This is a genomic window from Halosimplex aquaticum (genome assembly GCF_028747785.1).
Lineage (GTDB): Archaea > Halobacteriota > Halobacteria > Halobacteriales > Haloarculaceae > Halosimplex > Halosimplex aquaticum.
In genome coordinates this window covers 4,729,976-4,747,067 of the sequence record NZ_CP118158.1, presented here as the reverse complement: position 1 = coordinate 4,747,067, position 17,092 = coordinate 4,729,976, and the positions used below count along the sequence as shown (strand labels likewise).

At 68.8% G+C, this 17,092-nt stretch carries 13 protein-coding genes; 6 read left to right on the top strand and 7 right to left on the bottom strand.

What is annotated here, in order from left to right:
• Positions 1–197 precede the first annotated feature (197 nt).
• The 3 genes from glmU to PSC72_RS23295 all read left to right on the top strand — a co-directional run bounded on the left by glmU (position 198) and on the right by PSC72_RS23295 (position 3,224).
• Complete coding sequence (gene glmU, locus PSC72_RS23305; RefSeq protein WP_274323812.1) at positions 198–1,382, top strand: bifunctional sugar-1-phosphate nucleotidylyltransferase/acetyltransferase; 1,185 nt, start codon at positions 198–200, stop codon at positions 1,380–1,382.
• A gap of 85 nt (positions 1,383–1,467) precedes the next feature.
• Positions 1,468–1,650 carry a DUF7576 family protein gene (locus PSC72_RS23300; RefSeq protein WP_274323811.1) on the top strand — a complete coding sequence of 61 codons (183 nt, stop codon included), beginning with the start codon at positions 1,468–1,470 and terminating at the stop codon, positions 1,648–1,650.
• A gap of 329 nt (positions 1,651–1,979) precedes the next feature.
• Positions 1,980–3,224 (top strand): mandelate racemase/muconate lactonizing enzyme family protein, encoded by a 1,245-nt coding sequence (locus tag PSC72_RS23295; protein ID WP_274323810.1) that lies wholly within the window; start codon positions 1,980–1,982, stop codon positions 3,222–3,224.
• 124 nt (positions 3,225–3,348) lie between these two features.
• Here the strand turns inward: PSC72_RS23295 and PSC72_RS23290 are convergent, their stop codons facing one another.
• Positions 3,349–3,960 carry an NUDIX hydrolase gene (locus tag PSC72_RS23290; RefSeq protein ID WP_274323809.1) on the bottom strand — a complete coding sequence of 204 codons (612 nt, stop codon included), beginning with the start codon at positions 3,958–3,960 and terminating at the stop codon, positions 3,349–3,351.
• A gap of 119 nt (positions 3,961–4,079) precedes the next feature.
• Here PSC72_RS23290 and PSC72_RS23285 point away from each other — a divergent pair, with 119 nt between their 5' ends.
• Positions 4,080–4,820 (top strand): HFX_2341 family transcriptional regulator domain-containing protein, encoded by a 741-nt coding sequence (locus tag PSC72_RS23285; RefSeq protein ID WP_274323808.1) that lies wholly within the window; start codon positions 4,080–4,082, stop codon positions 4,818–4,820.
• A 354-nt stretch (positions 4,821–5,174) separates the two neighbouring features.
• Here PSC72_RS23285 and gfo6 read toward each other — a convergent pair whose 3' ends face one another.
• The 3 genes from gfo6 to PSC72_RS23270 form a co-directional block, all read right to left on the bottom strand.
• A complete protein-coding gene (gene gfo6 / locus PSC72_RS23280) occupies positions 5,175–6,242 on the bottom strand; it encodes a D-xylose 1-dehydrogenase Gfo6 (RefSeq protein ID WP_274323807.1) in 1,068 nt (355 codons plus the stop codon).
• A 128-nt stretch (positions 6,243–6,370) separates the two neighbouring features.
• A complete protein-coding gene (locus PSC72_RS23275; protein WP_274323806.1) occupies positions 6,371–7,957 on the bottom strand; it encodes an AMP-binding protein in 1,587 nt (528 codons plus the stop codon).
• Positions 7,950–8,750 (bottom strand): alpha/beta fold hydrolase, encoded by an 801-nt coding sequence (locus tag PSC72_RS23270; RefSeq protein ID WP_274323805.1) that lies wholly within the window; start codon positions 8,748–8,750, stop codon positions 7,950–7,952. Before PSC72_RS23270 ends, PSC72_RS23275 begins: the two co-directional genes overlap by 8 nt.
• A 294-nt stretch (positions 8,751–9,044) precedes the next feature.
• On the opposite strand from PSC72_RS23270, the gene ppc reads away from it, so the two are divergent.
• A complete protein-coding gene (gene ppc, locus PSC72_RS23265) occupies positions 9,045–11,741 on the top strand; it encodes a phosphoenolpyruvate carboxylase (protein WP_274323804.1) in 2,697 nt (898 codons plus the stop codon).
• An 83-nt stretch (positions 11,742–11,824) separates the two neighbouring features.
• Positions 11,825–12,268 carry a universal stress protein gene (locus PSC72_RS23260; protein ID WP_274323803.1) on the top strand — a complete coding sequence of 148 codons (444 nt, stop codon included), beginning with the start codon at positions 11,825–11,827 and terminating at the stop codon, positions 12,266–12,268.
• Between the two features lie 31 nt (positions 12,269–12,299).
• On the opposite strand, the gene PSC72_RS23255 is transcribed toward PSC72_RS23260, so the two are convergent.
• Genes PSC72_RS23255 through glpA form a run of 3 tightly spaced genes read right to left on the bottom strand, consistent with a single transcriptional unit; the run spans position 12,300 to position 16,724 of the window.
• Positions 12,300–13,676, bottom strand: coding sequence for an anaerobic glycerol-3-phosphate dehydrogenase subunit C (locus PSC72_RS23255; RefSeq protein ID WP_274326217.1), 1,377 nt, complete (start codon positions 13,674–13,676; stop codon positions 12,300–12,302).
• A gap of 44 nt (positions 13,677–13,720) precedes the next feature.
• Positions 13,721–14,995 carry a glycerol-3-phosphate dehydrogenase subunit GlpB gene (gene glpB / locus PSC72_RS23250; protein WP_274323802.1) on the bottom strand — a complete coding sequence of 425 codons (1,275 nt, stop codon included), beginning with the start codon at positions 14,993–14,995 and terminating at the stop codon, positions 13,721–13,723.
• On the bottom strand, positions 14,985–16,724 hold the full coding sequence (glpA, locus tag PSC72_RS23245; protein ID WP_274323801.1) for an anaerobic glycerol-3-phosphate dehydrogenase subunit GlpA: 1,740 nt from the start codon (positions 16,722–16,724) through the stop codon (positions 14,985–14,987). Before glpA ends, glpB begins: the two co-directional genes overlap by 11 nt.
• Positions 16,725–17,092: the final 368 nt, after the last annotated feature.

Below are 17,092 nucleotides of genomic sequence, written 5' to 3'. Positions count from 1 at the left end.
CCCCGGTCCCTCGCTTGCGGTCGATTTCGAACATGATCGTTCGGGAACGACCTACGGGCCAACCGCATTAGTATGTGTCGCGCTCCCACGCGTTCGGGGCGGTCCGGTCGACGCGGTGCAGATACGGGGGTGGCACGCGATGTGCCACCAATGACCGTTGCGGTACCTCTTTGGGTCGTCCGGGAGACCCGACGTGTATGCAAGTCGTCCTGCTGACCGCCGGGGAAGGGACCCGGATGCGGCCGCTGACGGAGTCGCTGCCGAAGCCGATGCTGCCGGTCGCCGATCGGCCGCTGGTCGCCCACGGCGCCGACGCGGCGGTCGACGCCGGCGCGTCCGAACTGATCCTCGTCGTCGGCTACGAGGCCGAAGCGGTCAGGGAGTACTTCGGCGAGGAGTACCGCGGCGTCCCCGTCGAGTACGCCGTTCAGGAGGAACAGCTCGGCACGGCTCACGCGGTTAAGTGCGCGAGCGAGCACCTCGACGGACAGTTCGTCGTCCTCAACGGCGACGACCTCTACGACCGCGAGAGCGTCGACGCGCTCCTCTCGACCGACGGACCGGCCGTCGGCACCTACCGGGTCGACGACCCCACGAGCTACGGGGTCTTCGAGGTCGAAGACGGCGTCGTGACCGGCATCGTCGAGAAGCCCACCGATCCGCCGACCGATCTGGTGAACGTCGGCGCCTACCGCTTCCCCGCCGAAGCGCGCGAGTGGCTCGACGTCCCGATGAGCGAGCGCGGCGAACACGAGATCACGGACGTGCTCTCGAAGGTGATCGCCGAGCGCTCGGTCACCACGGTCGAGGTCGAGCGCTGGCTCGGCTGCGGCCGCCCGTGGGAACTGCTCGAAGCCAACGAGTGGAAGCTCGGCGAACTCGACCGCGACGTCCGCGGCGACGTGCACGAGGACGCCGACCTCCGCGGTCCCGTGGTCGTCGAGGAGGGCGCGACGGTCGACGCCGGCGTCGTGATCGAAGGACCGGCACTGGTCCGCTCGGGCGCCGAAGTAGGGCCGAACGCGTACGTCCGCGGCGCGACGCTGCTCGCGGAGGACACCCACGTCGGGAACAGCGTCGAGATCAAAAACAGCGTCGTCATGGAGGGGACGCACGTCCCGCACCTCTCGTACGTCGGCGACAGCGTCCTCGGCCGCGACGTGAACTTCGGCGCCGGGACCAAGGTCGCGAACCTCCGCCACGACGGCGAGTCGGTGCGGTTCACCGTCAAGGGCGAGCGCGTCTCGACCGGCCGCCGGAAGTTCGGCGTCGTCGCCGGCGACGGCGTGAAGACCGGCATCAACACCAGCCTGAACCCCGGCGTGCGGCTCTCGGCCGGCGCGACCACGAACCCCGGCGAGTCGGTCACGCGGGACCGCTGAGCGGCCGGTCCGCTCGCACGCCGGCTTCGGCGACTCGCGGTCGATGTATGCGATTAAGTGGGTCCATGTCTACGACTGTGACACGATGGTGGATCCCACATCCGATCTCAACGAGGACGTGGCCGAGGACGAGGCGCCGACGTGCGCCGTCTGCGGCGACGCGCTGGTGCAGAACCCCGACCATCGGGTGACCACGCGCGTCGCGGACGGCGCGGTCGAAACGACGCACTTCTGCAGCGACGCCCACCGCGACGAGTGGACAGGCTGACCGGCGACCGACTCCCCCTCGCCGACGAGTCGCGGCGTCGACGTTCACTGAGTTCTATCTAGACGCCTTCGGGCGCGAGTGGCGGCGCAAACTCGGGGAGTTCGATCGGGATCACCGCCCGAGACGACTGCCCGGCAGATCCGCTATCACCGCGTTTTCCGAGCGTCGGATCCGCCGACGAATTCGACCGTTCGAACGGTAGCGACGGGCGATGCTGCGGAATCACGTATTGGATTGCGACCGTACGGTATAGCAAACCGTTCCGCAGAGTCGAACGGGATAGAACCGTTTCCTCCACACTTTAGTACGGTCCAGCAGTAGCCGGCGGCATGGGACGCGATTATCGGGACCTGCACGATCCGAACGCGGAGTACACGATGCGTGAACTGTCGGCGGAGACGATGGGCGCCACGGCCAAGCGCGGAGGCGGCCGGGACGTCGAGATCACCGACGTCCAGTGCACGATGGTCGACGGCAACTTCCCGTGGACGCTCGTTCGCATCTACACCGACGCCGGCATCGTGGGGACCGGCGAGGCCTACTGGGGCGCGGGCATCCCGGAGCTGATCGAGCGGATGACGCCGTTCCTCATCGGTGAAAACCCGCTGGACATCGACCGCCTCTACGAGCACCTGATCCAGAAGATGTCCGGCGAAGGCTCGGTCGAGGGCGTCACCGTCTCGGCCATCTCCGGCATCGACGTCGCGCTGCACGACCTCGCCGGCAAGATCATCGAGGTCCCCGCCTACCAGCTGCTCGGCGGCAAGTACCGCGACCGGATGCGCGTCTACTGCGACTGCCACACCGAGGAGGAGGCCGACCCCGACGCCTGCGCCGACGAGGCCGAGCGCGTCGTCGAGGAACTCGGCTACGACGCCCTGAAGTTCGACCTCGACGTCCCCTCGGGCTTCGAGAAGGACCGCGCCAACCGCCACCTCCGGCCGGGCGAGATCCGTCACAAGGCCGAGATCGTCGAGAAGGTCACCGAGCGCGTCAAGGACCGCGCCGACGTGGCCTTCGACTGCCACTGGACGTTCTCCGCGAACTCCGCCGAACGCCTCGCCGAAGCCATCGAGGACTACGACGTGTGGTGGCTCGAAGACCCCGTCCCGCCGGAGAACCTCGAAGTGCAGGAGAAGGTGACCGACTCGACGACGACGCCGATCACCGTCGGCGAGAACCGCTACCGCGTCACCGAGCACCGGCGGCTCATCGAGAGTCAGGCGGTCGACATCGTCGCGCCGGACATGCCGAAGATCGGCGGCATGCGCGAGACGCGGAAGATCGCCGACGTGGCGAACCAGTACTACATCCCCGTCGCGATGCACAACGTCTCGTCGCCGGTCGGCACGGTCGCCAGCGCCCACGTCGGCGCGAGCGTCCCCAACTCGCTGGCCGTCGAGTACCACTCCTACGAGCTCGACTGGTGGGAGGACCTCGTCGAGGAGGACGGCCTCATCGAGGACGGGTACATGGCGATCCCCGAGGAGCCCGGTCTCGGCGTGACCCTCGACCTCGACGTCGTCGAGGAACACATGGTGAAGGGCGAGACCCTCTTCGATCCGGCTCCCTGAGCCGGATCGAGCTCGCTGGAGCTTGCTCCAGCGGCGTTCGACGAGGCGTAGTCGCGTCGATCCGGCGGAGCGCGCCGGTATCGCGAACTGCACTGGTACCGCGACCCGCGTTTTCGCACGTTTCTCAGTCGAGGAAGAAGCGGATCAGCGCGTCGTGCCCCGGCGCCGCGTCCTCGGGCACCTCGGAGAACCACGCCAGATCGGGCCGCTCGGCGATGTCGGCGGGTCCGGGCGGTTCGCCGTCGTCGCTGCCGGCGGCCGGGTCGCCACCTGACCCGTCGGAGCCAGCGGGACCGGCACCGGGCGGCGTCTCGCTGGCGGGTCCCATCCCGCTGCCCTCCATTCCCCGGAGGAGCGAGGCGCCGAACGCGACGCTGTAGCCGACGACGCTCTCGTCGCCGTCCTCCGTCCGCGTCTCCGTGCGGACGACGAGTTCCGGGGCCCCGATGTCGATCGGGATCCCGATCGCTTCCTCGCTCCAGCGGTCGGCCGCGATCGCCCAGTCTTCGTCGACGCCGACCGGGCCGTTCGGTAGCGTCCACCCGTCGATGTACTCCGAGTCGATCAGGAGGAGGTGACCGTCGCGACTCGTCAGCCCGACCACGACGAGGCCGCTCTGGTTCTCGGCGCCCTCCGCGACCGTCTCGAACTCCGCCTCGCCGACGACGCGCTCTTGCTCGCGGAACTCGACGCCGGGAGCGTCCCGGAGCGCCTCCGGGTCCCTGATGCCTGGCATAGGCTGACAGTGGGTGGTGGCGTAGTTAAAGGCTGGCGGGAACGCGGGCCCGACCGGCGTCGCCCGTCCCGCCGCGGGTCACCGAAACGCTCAGGGCGGTCCCCGCCGCGCTCTCTCGCATGCGAACCATCGACGAAGTCCACGTCGTGCCGCTCGGCTACGAGCACGACCGGATCCTCCGGCCGGTCCGCAAGCACGACGCGGACGTGGTCTACCTCCTCGCGTCCGACGGCGAACACACTCCGCTGACGCCATACCAACAGGCGCTCGTCGAGGAACTGGAGGCGGACGGCCGGTCCATCCGCTTCCGCGAGACGGACCTGAGCGACCTCTACGACGTGCTCGCGGTCGTGACGACCGTCGCCGCCGACCACGAGAGCGACGTCGTCCGCGTGAACGTCTCCAGCGGGGGGAAGCTCGCCGCTATCGGGAGCGCCATCGCGTGCATGGCGACCGACGCGACCGCGTACTACGTCCACGTCGACGAACACGTCCCCGACCTGGAAGCGTCCCCGCGTACGCGCGGAATGCGCGACGACGAGGTGCTCCCCTCCTATCCCATCGAGGCCGTCTCGCGCGACCAGGTCGCTATCCTCGACTACCTGGAGACGACCAACGACGAGACCTACACCGCGAAGAAGTCCGACCTCATCGAGTTCGCCGAGTCGGCGGCCCTCTCGTTCATCGCCGACGCCGACCCCGCGAACGACAAGGCGAAGTTCGCCCTGCTGAACGCCAACATCGTCGACCCGCTCGTCGACGACGGCTACGTCGAGGTCGAGCGCGTCGGCCGCCAGAAGCAGATCCGACTGACCGAGACCGGCGAGAACGTCCTCCACGCCTTCCGTCACAAGCTCTGATCCGGCCGATCGCTGCCGGCTCGACTCGCTCTCCGCCCTCGTTTCGACGCGTCTCCCGCCGACAGTCAGATTGGTACGTATAGTACGAACAGTATCGATACAATAGATAGTACCTCGATAGAGATTACAAAGGACTGGTCCGTAGCGAGTAGTGCGCGCAGTGCGGTGGGTCGGACGGTGCATCCGCCCCCTCGGTCCCCCAGACGCTTCGGCCCTCCCGCCGTCCGCTGCCGGACTGCGCCGCTGGTGTATCGCGAGGGAACTACTTCTCGCCTCTGACACGGCGGCGCGACCCGCGTTCGGTCGCGCCGCTCACTCCGACGACGCCTCGAAAAACGGTGAGAGAAGCGGCCGTTACAACTGGACCCGTTCGCCCGACTCGGCCGCCTCGTAGACGGCGTCGATGGCGCGCTGGTCGACGAGCCCGTGTTCGCCGTCGCCCACGATCGGCGTGTCAGTCAGGACGTGATCGGCGAAGTACTCCAGCGAGCGCTTCGTCTCCTCGATCTGGTCGAACTCCGTGGTGATCGTCGTGTCGCCGCGCGTGACCGTCAGCTTCCGCTCGCCGCCGAGGAAGGCGTCTTCGAGCAGGAGTTCGCCCTCGGTACCGACGACGCGCAGGCTGCTCGCCTCCTGGGCGTTCTGGCTGGCGGTACAGGAGGCGAGGACGCCGTCGGGGAACTCGACCGTGAAACTCGCCCGCTCGTCCGGGACGTCGTCGAACGCCTCGTGGCCGGACCAGGTCGCCCCGGAGACGGCGACGGGGTCGCGGTCGATGACGTACCGCGTCGTGTTGATGGAGTAGACGCCGAGGTCGGTCACGGAGGCGCCTCCGCCGGCCATGTCCGGGTTCAGCCGCCACTGGTCGTGGTCGTCGTTGATATCGAGCAGGGGCTGTGACATGTTGCCGTGGACGAGCGCCACGTCGCCGACGAATCCCGAGTCGACGAGGTCGCGCATCCGCCGGACCGCGGGCTGGACGTGCATCCGGTACTCGACGCCGAGGGTGACGTCGCTGGCGGCCTCGACGAGTTCCTCGGCGCGCTCGACGTTGGCCTCCAGGGGCTTCTCGCAGAGGATGTCCTTGCCGAACTCGGCGGCCGACTCGACGTAGGGGAGGTGCAGCGCGTTCGGCGTCCCGACGTAGACGGCGTCGTAGGCGTCGGTCGCCTCGCCCTCCTGGAACTCGTCGTACGTGAGTGCGTGCTCGATTGTCTCGTGGTCGTCGGCGACGTCCTGAGCATTCTCCGTCGAGGAGCTGACGACCGTCGTCGTCTCCAGGTGTTCGAGTTCGTTCGTCGCGGGGATGGCGTGGTCGAGCGTCCACCAGCCGAGCCCGATCATCGCGAAGCGGACCGTCCCCTCGTCGGCCCGCGGCCAGTCTTTCGCCGTGAACTCGTCGAAGTACTCGCGCAGATCCATGGGCGTGTGCGCGAACGCGACCGGCATAAGTGATGCGAACGACCCCGAGATTCGCCGGTAGGGGCGCCAGATTCGGTATATCTGGACAGCAGTCTGGAGCGTTCGAGCGCGGGGGCCGACTGCGTCTCTCACTCCCCGAACTCGGCCTCGACGGCGTCGCGGTCGATCTTCGACGGGCCGCTCGTGGGGAGTTCGTCGACGAAGGCGAGCCGCCGCGGGTGTTTGAACCGGGCGAGACGACTGTCGAGCAACTCGCGGAGGGCAGGGAGCGAGAGGTCTGACTCGTCGACTCCCGCGGCGAGTTCGACGACGGCCTTGCCGACCTGTCCCCACTGCTCGTCGGGGACGGGGATCACGACGACGTCGGCGACGGCCGGGTGGTCGGCGACGGCGTCCTCGACCTCCGCGGGGTAGACGTTCTCGCCGCCGCTGACGAACATGTTCTTCTTGCGGCCCTCGATCGAGACGTACCCTTCCGCGTCGACGCGGGCGAGGTCGCCCGTCGACACCCACTCGCCGAACGTCTCGGCCGTCTCCGCCGGCGCTCGCCAGTAGCCCGCGGCGGCGTGGGGCGACCGCAGTTCGAGTTCACCGATCTCGCCAGTTGGGACCTCGCGGCCGTCGTCGTCCACCACGCGGGCGTCGACGTGGACGTTGGCGACGCCGACGGTGTGGGCCTTCTCCCGGGGCCAGTCGTCGGGCATCGCGAAGTTGTTCGGGCCGCACTCCGTGAGGCCGTAGCCCTGCGAGAGGTCGACGCCGCGGTCCCACCACGCCTCCATGACCGACTGGCGACAGGGGCCGCCGCCGGACTTGACCAACCGGAGCGACGAGAGGTCGGTCCCCTCCCAGCGGTCGTGTTCGACCATCATCCGCAGGACCGCGGGAACGGCGACGAGGACGGTCGCCGAGCGGTCCTCGACGACGCCGAGGATCTGGCCGGGGTCGAACTCGCGGTCGATCACGACCTGTCCGCCCATGTGGAACAGGGGGACGGTGAGGACGTTCCACCCGCCGGTGTGGAACATCGGGAACACCATCGGCGTCACGTCGTCGTCGCGCAGTCCCCACGCGGTGATCGTGTTGACGGAGTTCCAGACGACCGACTCGTGGGAGATCACGGTCTCCTTCGGCGTCCCCGTGGACCCGCCGGTGTGCAGGAACAGGTGCGGGTCACCGGGCGCGACGGTCGGCCCGTCGAACTCGCCGTCGTCCTCGGGGAGCGCCGACTCGTAAGTGTCCCACGTCGACTCGCCGTCGACGGGCAGCGACAGGATCGGACAGTCCCCGGCCCGGGCGTCCGCCGCGGTCGCCGCGGCCGCGAGGTCGGCGAACGGCTCCTCGACGACGAGTAGTTCGGGGTCGACGGCGTCGAGCAACTCGGCGAGTTCCGGCGGTGCCAGCCGGTGGGAGAGCGGCGCGAGGACGCCGCCTGTCTTCGCCGTGGCGAAGAAGAGATCGACGTACGCGGGCCGGTTGCGGGAGACGACGGCCACCCGGCCACCGGCGCTGTCGGTTGGATCCCCGTCCTCGACGGAGTCGAGCGACACGCCGCGTTCGGCGAGCAGTCTGGCGCAGCGGTTCGCCCGCCGGTCGAGGTCGGCGTAGGTGTACTCCGTGCCGGTAGCGGCGTCGACGAGCCCGACCCGGGCGGGCGAGAGCGCGGCGCGCTTCTCGCTCCACGCGCCGACCCACTCCTGCGGGCGTTCAGTCATCGGGCAGGAACTCCCGGAGTTCCTCGTTCACGCGCCCGGGCCGTTCGATGAAACAGAGGTGCGAGCCGCCCTCGACTTCGACGAGCCTCGCGTCCGGGATCTGGTCCGCGAGGAGGCGTCCGTTCTCGACCGGCAGGACGCGGTCGTCGGTGCCGTGGAGGACCAGCGTCGGGAGTTCGAGGTCGCCCAGTCGGTCGCTCGCGTCGAACGCCGCGGCGGCCGCGCTCTGCCACTCGTACGCCCGGTCGGAGGGGTCCGTGTCGAGCCGCCACTCGACGATGCGGTCGACGATTTCGGGTTCGCGCTCGCGGAACTCGTCGGTGAACGCCGGTCGCATCTTGTAGCGGATGGTCTCGGCGCGGTCGTACTCCTCGGGCACGTCCAGCATCCTGGCCCGCGTCTCCTCGGGGATCGGGACCGCGTCGTCGCCGCCCGGCGTCGTGCAGAGCAGGGCGAGCGACTCCGCGCGGTCGTACTCCAGCGCGTACTCCTGGGCGATCATCCCGCCGAGGCTGGCGCCGACAACGTGAGTGCTGTCGACGCCGGCGTCGTCGAGGACGGCGTCGAAGTCCCCGGCCATGTCCGCGACGGTGTAGGGTCCCTCGGGCTCGTCGGAGTCGCCAGTCCCCCGGTTGTCCCAGACGAGCGTCCGGTAGTCCCCGAACGCCTCCCGCTGCCAGTCCCACATCCACGTTCCGTAGCTCAACCCCTCGACGAAGGTCACGACCGGCGCGTCGGCCGGCCCCTCCACTTCGTAGGCCAACCGCGCGCCGTCGTTCACCGCGTACGCCATGTGATAGAATTCGAACTCGTCTCCCTTCAAGCCGGACGTTCACGTGTGAACCCCGCACCCCGATTCGACGGGGCCGGCGACGCTGCCGCCGCGTTCCATCCTCTCCGAGACAGTTCGAGACCCGGGAACCCGCCGACCGAACCGTTCGGTATTCGGGAACGCGTCGTAACGGAATTCGACTGTTGTCGATTCGAATATCGCCCGCGCCGTCGGCGTCGGTAGATACTGCATACTCGTCCCTGATGGTTTTGGAAGTCCGCTACAATTATACGAGTGGCCTTAACACGGACTGTTATGGATTTGCATGCCAGAGAGGTGAACCAGGACGTCAGGGAGTTAGGGGAGCTCCTGGGAGAGATCATCAAAGAGCAGTGCTCGGAGTCTGCGTTCGACATCGTGGAACGTATTCGGACCGCGGCCGTCGCCTATCGGCGTGGGGACGCGACGGACCGCGCGGCCATTCACGAGACGCTCGACGGCCTCTCCCCCGAGGAGCAGGACGTCGTCGCGCGGGCGTTCACGACGTACTTCGAACTCATCAACCTCGCCGAGGAGCGCCAGCGCGTCCGCGAGATCCGCGAGGGGAGCCAGGACGGGACGCTGGAGGACAGCGTCCGGGCCGCCGTCGAGGAACTCGCAGAGCGGGACCTGAGCGCCGAGACGGTCGAACAGGTGCTGGACGACGTGCTCATCCAGCCGACGTTCACGGCCCACCCGACGGAAGCGCGGCGGAAGACGGTCAAGGCGAAGCTCCGGTCGGTCTCGGATCACCTGGAGACGCTCGACGAGGTGCGGCTGACCACCGACGAGGAGCGCGACGTGGAGCGGGACCTGGAGGCCGAAGTGACGAGCCTCTGGCAGACGCCGCAGGTCCGCGACCGCCGGCCAGAGGTGACCGACGAGGCGCTCAACGTCCAGTGGTACCTGGAGAACGTCCTCTTCGTCGTCATCAGCGAGGTGTACGACGCGCTCGAACGCGCCGTCGAGGACGAGTTCGACGGCGACGTCGACGTGCCGAAGCTCTACGAGTTCCGCTCGTGGGCCGGCAGCGACCGCGACGGCAACCCGTTCGTCACGCCCGAGGTCACCGAGGAGACGCTCGACCGCCAGCAGTCGGTCGCGCTCCCGCTGTACCGGGACCGCCTGAAGGAGCTCTCGGGGATCCTCAGCCAGGACGCCCGACAGATCGACACCGGCGAGCGCTTCGACGAGCGCCTGGAGGCCCACCGCGAGCGCCTCCCCGGCGTCGCGAGCGAGACCGAGGAGCGGTACCCGAACGAGCCCTACCGGCAGAAGCTCAAGCTGATGCGCGAGAGCGTCCTGCGGGTCAACGACGTCCGCTCGGGCGGCTACGAGGACGAGTCCGAGTTCCTCGCCGACATCGAGGCGCTGGCAGAGAGCCTGCGCGCCAACGGCGCAGACGTCATCGCCGAGTCCCAGGTCGACCCGCTGTACCGCACCGTCGACACGTTCGGCTTCAACCTCGCCAGCCTCGACCTGCGCGACCACCGCGAGAACCACACCAACGCCATCGCCGAGGCCGTCGACCCCGAGGGGATCGACTACGAGTCCATGTCCGAGGACGAGCGGGTCGACTTCCTCACCGAGGCCGTCCTGCAGGACGAACCCGTGATCGACCTCGACGACCGCGACGGGTACTCCGAGGACACCCAGCGCGTGCTCCAGCTGTTCGCCGAGACCGCCGAGTGGCAGCGCGACTACGGCGTCGACGCCATCGACACCTACGCCATCAGCTGGTGCGAGGAGCCCAGCCACGTCCTCGAAGTCCTCTTCCTCGCCGACCAGGCCGGCATCGTCGACCTGCCGGGCTACTGCGGCCTCGACGTCGTCCCGCTGCTCGAATCGAAGTACGCCCTCGACGGCGCCCGCCGCATCATGGGCACGCTCTTCGAGAACGAGGCCTACCAGCAGGCGCTGGACGCCCGCGACGGCGTCCAGGAGATCATGCTCGGCTACTCCGACTCGAACAAGGAGAACGGTTTTCTGGCAGCTAACTGGAGCCTCTTCCGCAACCAGCGCCGCCTCGCCGCCATCACCGACGACTACGACGTGGAGATGCGGCTGTTCCACGGCCGCGGCGGTTCCATCTCCCGCGGCGGCGGGCCGATGAACGACGCGATGCTCGCCCTGCCGAACGAGACGGTCTCCGGCCAGATCAAGTTCACCGAGCAGGGCGAGACCATCTCCGAGAAGTACGCCAACCGGGCGATTGCCGAGCGGAACCTCGAACAGATGCTGAACGCCCAGATCCGGGCGCGCCACAACGCGATGGAGGAACCGGTCGAGGAGGTCCCCGAGGAGTGGACCGCGGCGATGGAGACGGCCGCCGAGGCCGCCCGCGAGGAGTACCTCGACCTGCTGGAGACCGACGGCTTCGTCGAGTTCTTCGAGACCGCGACGCCCATCACCGTCATCGAGACCCTCAACCTCGGCTCGCGCCCGGCCTCCCGCTCGGAGGACCGCAGCGTCGACGACCTGCGGGCCATCCCGTGGGTGTTCTCGTGGACGCAGGCGCGCTGTATCCTCCCGGGGTGGTACTCCCTGGCGACGGGGATCGAGGCGTACCTCGACGACGGCGGGGACGTGGAGACGCTGCAGGAGATGTACGACGAGTGGCTGTTCTTCCAGACGACGCTGGACAACGCGGCGCTCGCGCTCGCGCGCTCGGAGATGGAGATCGCCGAGCAGTACGCCGACCTCGCGCCCGAGGACCTGCGCGACGAACTCTTCCCGCGCATCCGCGAGGAGTACGAGGGGGCCGTCGACGCGATCACCGAGATCACCGGTCGCGACAGCCTGCTGCGCCGCGAGTGGCTCGAAGAGAACCTCGCGCGGCGCAACCCCTACGTCGACCCGCTGAACCTCCTGCAGGTGCGCCTGCTCTCGCAGTCCCACCTCACCGAGGAGGAGACCCGGACGCTCCGCCTGACGGTTCAGGGCATCGCCGCCGGGATGAAAAACACCGGGTAAGCGGAGCCTATCCCGAAGTTCGTGCCGGCGCCCGGGCGGGACCGTCGAAAGCGGCTTCACGCGCGCGGTCGAACTTCTCGTCTATGGCGCTCGAAACAGTTCTGCTCGCAGTCGGTCCGAACGAGGACGACCGAGCCGAGGCCCTGGCGGACATCGTCCGAGACGTGGCGGGACCCGCCGGCGCGGCGGTCGTGCTCGGGCACGTGTTCACCGACCAGGAGTTCGACGACTACACCGACCGGATGGACTTCGACGAGGGCGGCGATCCGGACAGCATCGCCCGTCGCCACCAGACGGTGAAGGGACTCCGCGACCTGCTCGACGGCTCGGGGCTCGACCTGACGGTCCGCGGCGCGGTCGGTCCCCGCGGCGAGACCATCGTCGACCTGGCCGAGGACGTCGACGCCGACCTCGTCTTCGTCGGCGGTCGCAAGCGGCGACCGTCGGGGAAAGCAGTGTTCGGGTCGACCGCCCAGACCGTCCTGCTCGAAGCGCCCTGCCCGGTGACGTTCGTCCGCGCGGACTGACGGGCGGAGAGCCGGCGGACCGCTCCCCGCTTCACGTCCCGTCGACGAGTGCGGCTTCGAGGACTTCCAGCGGATGGCGGATCTCGTAGCCGGTGCCGTGCTCCATCTGCATCGCGCAGGTCGGACACTCGGTCATCCCGGTCTCGCCCTCGGCGCCTTCCATGTGCTCGAACATCTCCTCGCCGATGGCCATCGACGTGTCGTACTTCTCCTCCTTCCAGCCGTAGGTCCCCGAGATGCCCGAACAGGAGTCGCCGACGTCCTCGACGTCGACGCCGTCCAGTTCCCGGAAGAGTTCGACCGCCTGCCGATCCAGCCCCTGATTGCGGGCGTGACACGGGGCGTGGTAGGCGAACTCCTCGGCGAGTTCGCCGGCCACGTCCGCCTCCGCGACGGCGCCCGAGAGGTCCTCGTGGATGCGCAGGTACTCGACGGCCTCGTAGGTGTGGGCCGCCACGTCCGCGGTCCCCTCGAAGTCGAACAGCTCGGGATACTCCTGCCGGAGTGACATCGAACACGAGGTACAGGAGCAGATGGCGTCGTAGCCCCGATCGACGAGATCCGACAGCGAGGAGACGTTGACCTCCGCGTCCCGGCGGGCGTCGTCGAGCATCCCGTTGGCGAACATCGGCGTGCCCGAACAGCCCTGTTCGGGGACGACGACCTCGTAGCCGAAGTGCTCGAACAGGGAGATCATCGCCTTGCCCACCTCGGGCGTGTTGTAGTTGGCGTAGCAGCCGTGGAAGTAGGCGACTTTCTTGTCCGCGTCGGGGTCCTCGCCGCGGCGTTCGCGGTTCTCGCGAGCGCGCTCACGGGACCCCGCCGCCGCTCCCTCGCTGGCCCACCACTCGCGGAAGGTCTCCGTGGCGAACGCCGGGAACTCGCGCTGGCTGGTGATGCCCATCGTCTTCTCCATCAGCCAGCGGGCGGGCCCGAAGTTCATCGCGACGTTGGCGAGGCGGGGGACCTTGCTGGCGAAGAACGCCGAGGTGCGGTAGTTGGCGAGGATCCGGTTGCGCCAGTACTCCACCGAGAACTTGCTCATCTGTTCGTCGACGTAGCGACCGCGCGTCGTGTTGTGCATCTGCGAGAGCGGGACCCCCGACGGGCAGGCGTCGTCACAGCGCATGCAGTTCGAGCAGGACATGACCGACTCGTCGACCTCGAAGTCCTCGTCGGTCTGGGTGAGCCGCCACTGCTCGGGCCCCTGGAACTTCGGCCCGGGGAAGTCGTCGTCGACCTCCGCGACCGGACAACTGGTGTCACAGGAGGAGCACTTGTAACACGAGTCGGCGCCGGGCCGGAGGTCGAACTCCTCGGCGTCGCCGAAGACGTCGACCGCCTCGTGTCCGTCCGTCGCGTTCGGTTCGCCCGGCTCGAATTCGCTGGTGTGTTCCGTGTCGCTCATCGTGAGTTCACTCGCGTCCGTAGCCGCGCCGTCGTCCGCGTCGCTCATCGCACCGCCTCCGCGGCGGCGGTGCCGGCCGCGTGTCCCGTCGCGATCGAGACGCCGCTGCCCGATTTCTCCGCGGCGAAGTCGTAGCCGCCCAGCACCGATCCGGCCGCCCGCAGGTTCTCAAATTCGGCCGCTCCGTCCGCGTCGACCGGCCGGAGGTCGTCGTCGGTCCGGACGCCGAAGCGGGCGAAGGGGTGATCCCCGAACGCGTCGCGGTCGAACCACTCGTAGCGGTCTTCGGCGTGCGGCACGTGGCAGTCGAATATCGGCTCCTCGACGCCCTCGCGGTCCGAGCCGATTCCCTTCCCGACGAGGCCGCCCGTCGCGAGGACGAACTCGGCGGCGGCGAACGGGATCCGCGCGCCGTTGCGCTCGACGACGACCTCCTCGATCCGTCCCTCGCCGTCGTAGTCGACGACGGGGTTACCCGTCTCCATGCTGACGCCCGCGGCGTCCAGCGCCGCGTAGAGGTCGTCTCCCAGGCGGAGGCCCGGCAGCGAGGGCGGGCCCATCGGCACCTCGAAGACGGGCACGCCGAGCGCTGCTTCGAGGGAGTCCCGGACGGCGGCGGGATCCTCGTCGCCCAACACGGCCGGGAATCCGACCCGTTCGGCGCCGTCGAGGTGCGGTTCGACGGTCGCCGCGAGGGCGTCGCGCGCGCGCCGAGCGCCGCCGCCGACGGACACCTCGCCGTCCTCGTCGAGCAACTTGGCGTACCGGGTCACCTTCGCGTCGGGGTTCAGGTCGCCGGGGAAGGCGACGCTGACGCCGCGGACCTCGAAGGGGACACCCGCGTTCCGCAGGTGGGATGCCGCGTGCGGCGCGTCGAAGTCGACCAGCGTCTCGAAGCCGACCAGCAGCGCGTCGCGGTCGTCGCTCGCGAGTCCCGCTGCGGCGCCGGCGGGGTAGCGAGCGGTCGGCTTGACGGTGCCCCCGTGTGTGGGGAGCAAGGCGTTCCGGTCGGTGTGGGCGCCGCGGTAGCGGTCGGCTACCTCGTCGAACAACGCTATCGCCTCCCTGACGCCGTCGACGCCGACGGCGCTGTAGGGGTGCTCGTCGGGGAGCGCGGGGATGGCCTCGTAGGGATCGACGACCGGTCCGTCGCCCGTCGGCGTGTATCCCTGCAGGTCGACCAGCCCGGAGGCCTGCGCGAGCGTGCTCTGCTTGTACGAGAGGAGCCGAACGTCGGCCCCCTCGCGGGCGGCCGCGAGCGCGGAGAAGACTCCCGCGAGGCCACCGCCGATCACCGCGACCTGGGACTCAATCGCCATCTCGCCCTCCGTCGGTGGCGACGCCGGAGTCCTTCGCGGGTCCCGGGGTTCCGTCCACCCCTCGGCCGTCGTCGAACGCGTCGAAGTCGACGCCCTCCTCGCTGTCGGCCGGGTCGCGGTCCCGGTTCTGGGTGGTCGCGTGCAGCGCGTAGTTCAGCATCGCCTGGGAGAGCTGTTCGCCCCAGAGGGCGTGGCGCTGGCCCTTCCAGCGCTCCTGCAGGAGCTCGTCCCACGCCTCGCGGACGGTCGGCTCGTCGTAGCTGTCCTGCAGTTCGCCCGCGAGCCGGTGGGCGCAGAAGCCGCCCTGGCAGTTGCCCATCGAGGCGCGGGTGCGGATGCGAACGGCGTTCAGATCCGACCCGGACTGCTCGATAGCGTCCCGTACTTCCGCGCGGGTGACCGCCTCGCAGCCGCAGACCGTCGGATTCGGGCCGTCGGTATCGAGCACTTCCTCGGCACGCGAACCCAGCCGTTCGACGCTCCGGCGGCCGATCGGCGACGTGAGGCCGAACTCGTCCATGTAGTCGCGGAGGACGGAGAAGTCCTCGCTGCCGGGCAGCGGGACGACGTCGGTCCGGCAGGCGGCGTCGACGCCGAAGCGGTCGCAGACGTGGTCGGCGATCTGCTCGGCCATCATCCGGTAGGTGGTGAACTTCCCGCCGACGATACTGGTCATCCCCGGCAGGTCGTCGCGCTCGTCGTGGTCGAGCAGGAAGAAATCGCGCGTGATGTCCGTCGGGTCCTCGCTGCCGACGTCCGGCGGTTCGTACAGCGGGCGCACGCCCCAGAACGACCGGATCGTGCGCGCCTCTTCGAGCATCGGGATCAGCTCCGAGAGCGTCTCGATCATCTTGTCGACCTCCCACTGCTCCTCGGGGTAGTCCTCCGGGTCGTCCACCTCCTCGTCGGTCGTCCCGAGGATCGCGGTGGTCTCGTGGGGAACGACGATGTCGGCGTCGCCCTTCGGTCGACAGCGGTTGATCACGGTGTCGACCTGCCGGACGTTCATGATCGTCATGACGCCCTTCGAGGGCCGCACCTCGACGTCGAGGCCGGCCATGTCGCCGATCCGGCCGGCCCACGCGCCCGTCGCGTTGACGACGTGGTCGGCGTAGATCTCCTCGCGGCCGCCCTCGGTGCCGTGGACGCGGACGCCCGGCCCGGAACTGTGTTCGACTTCGAGGCCGACGATCTCCCCGTCTTCGACGAGGAGGTCGGTGACCGTCGAGTGGGTCTCGACGCGCGCGCCGTGGTTCATCGCGCTCGCGGCGTTGGCGACGACGAGCCGGAACGGGTCGACGGCGCCGTCCGGGACCGTGATCGCCTTCTCGACGTCCGCGGCGAGGTGCGGTTCCCGGGCGCGGGCCTCTTCGCCGGAGATCACCTCGGCGGGGATCCCGCAGGCTTCACAGCCCGCGAGCTTCTCCCGGAAGTACTCCTCGGAGTCCTCGGGCCGCTTGACGAACATGCCGCCGGTCATCTCCACGCAGTGGCTCGCGACGTCGCGGAGGACGCGGTTCTCCTCGATGCATTCGGTCGCGCTCGCCTGGTCGGAGACCGCGTAACGGCCGCCGCTGTGGAGCAGCCCGTGCATCCGCCCGGTCGTCCCGTGCGTGAGATTTCCCTGTTCGACGAGGGTGACGTCGAAGCCGCGCATCGCCAGGTCGCGCGCGACGCCCGTCCCCGTCGAACCGCCCCCGATGACCGCGATGTGGGGTGTCGATGCCATCTGTCACCCTGTCCGTTCGCGGGCCAGCCACTTTACTTCACCGACAGCCGGAAGGCACTGGTAAATACACGGAACGATCGTTACGTCCGCTCTATCCGGAGCGATGTGCTGCCGAACGAGACGCGCGACGGATCGCCCGGCCGGCGCTATTGATCCGGCGTATTTACGGACGTATACTGATATTATCGCCGCCGTAAGGCGCTATTACCCGCTCCGTCGATAGGTGAGTGAGAGCGCGTGGACCGTCCCTGTCGCGAGATGGCGCGCTCGACGCGGCGTCGTTTCCCCCGCGGCGGACAACTGTCGACAACATTTATAATGATTCACTATATTGTTTACCACCAAGGCGGAAGTCAGGATAAACTGCC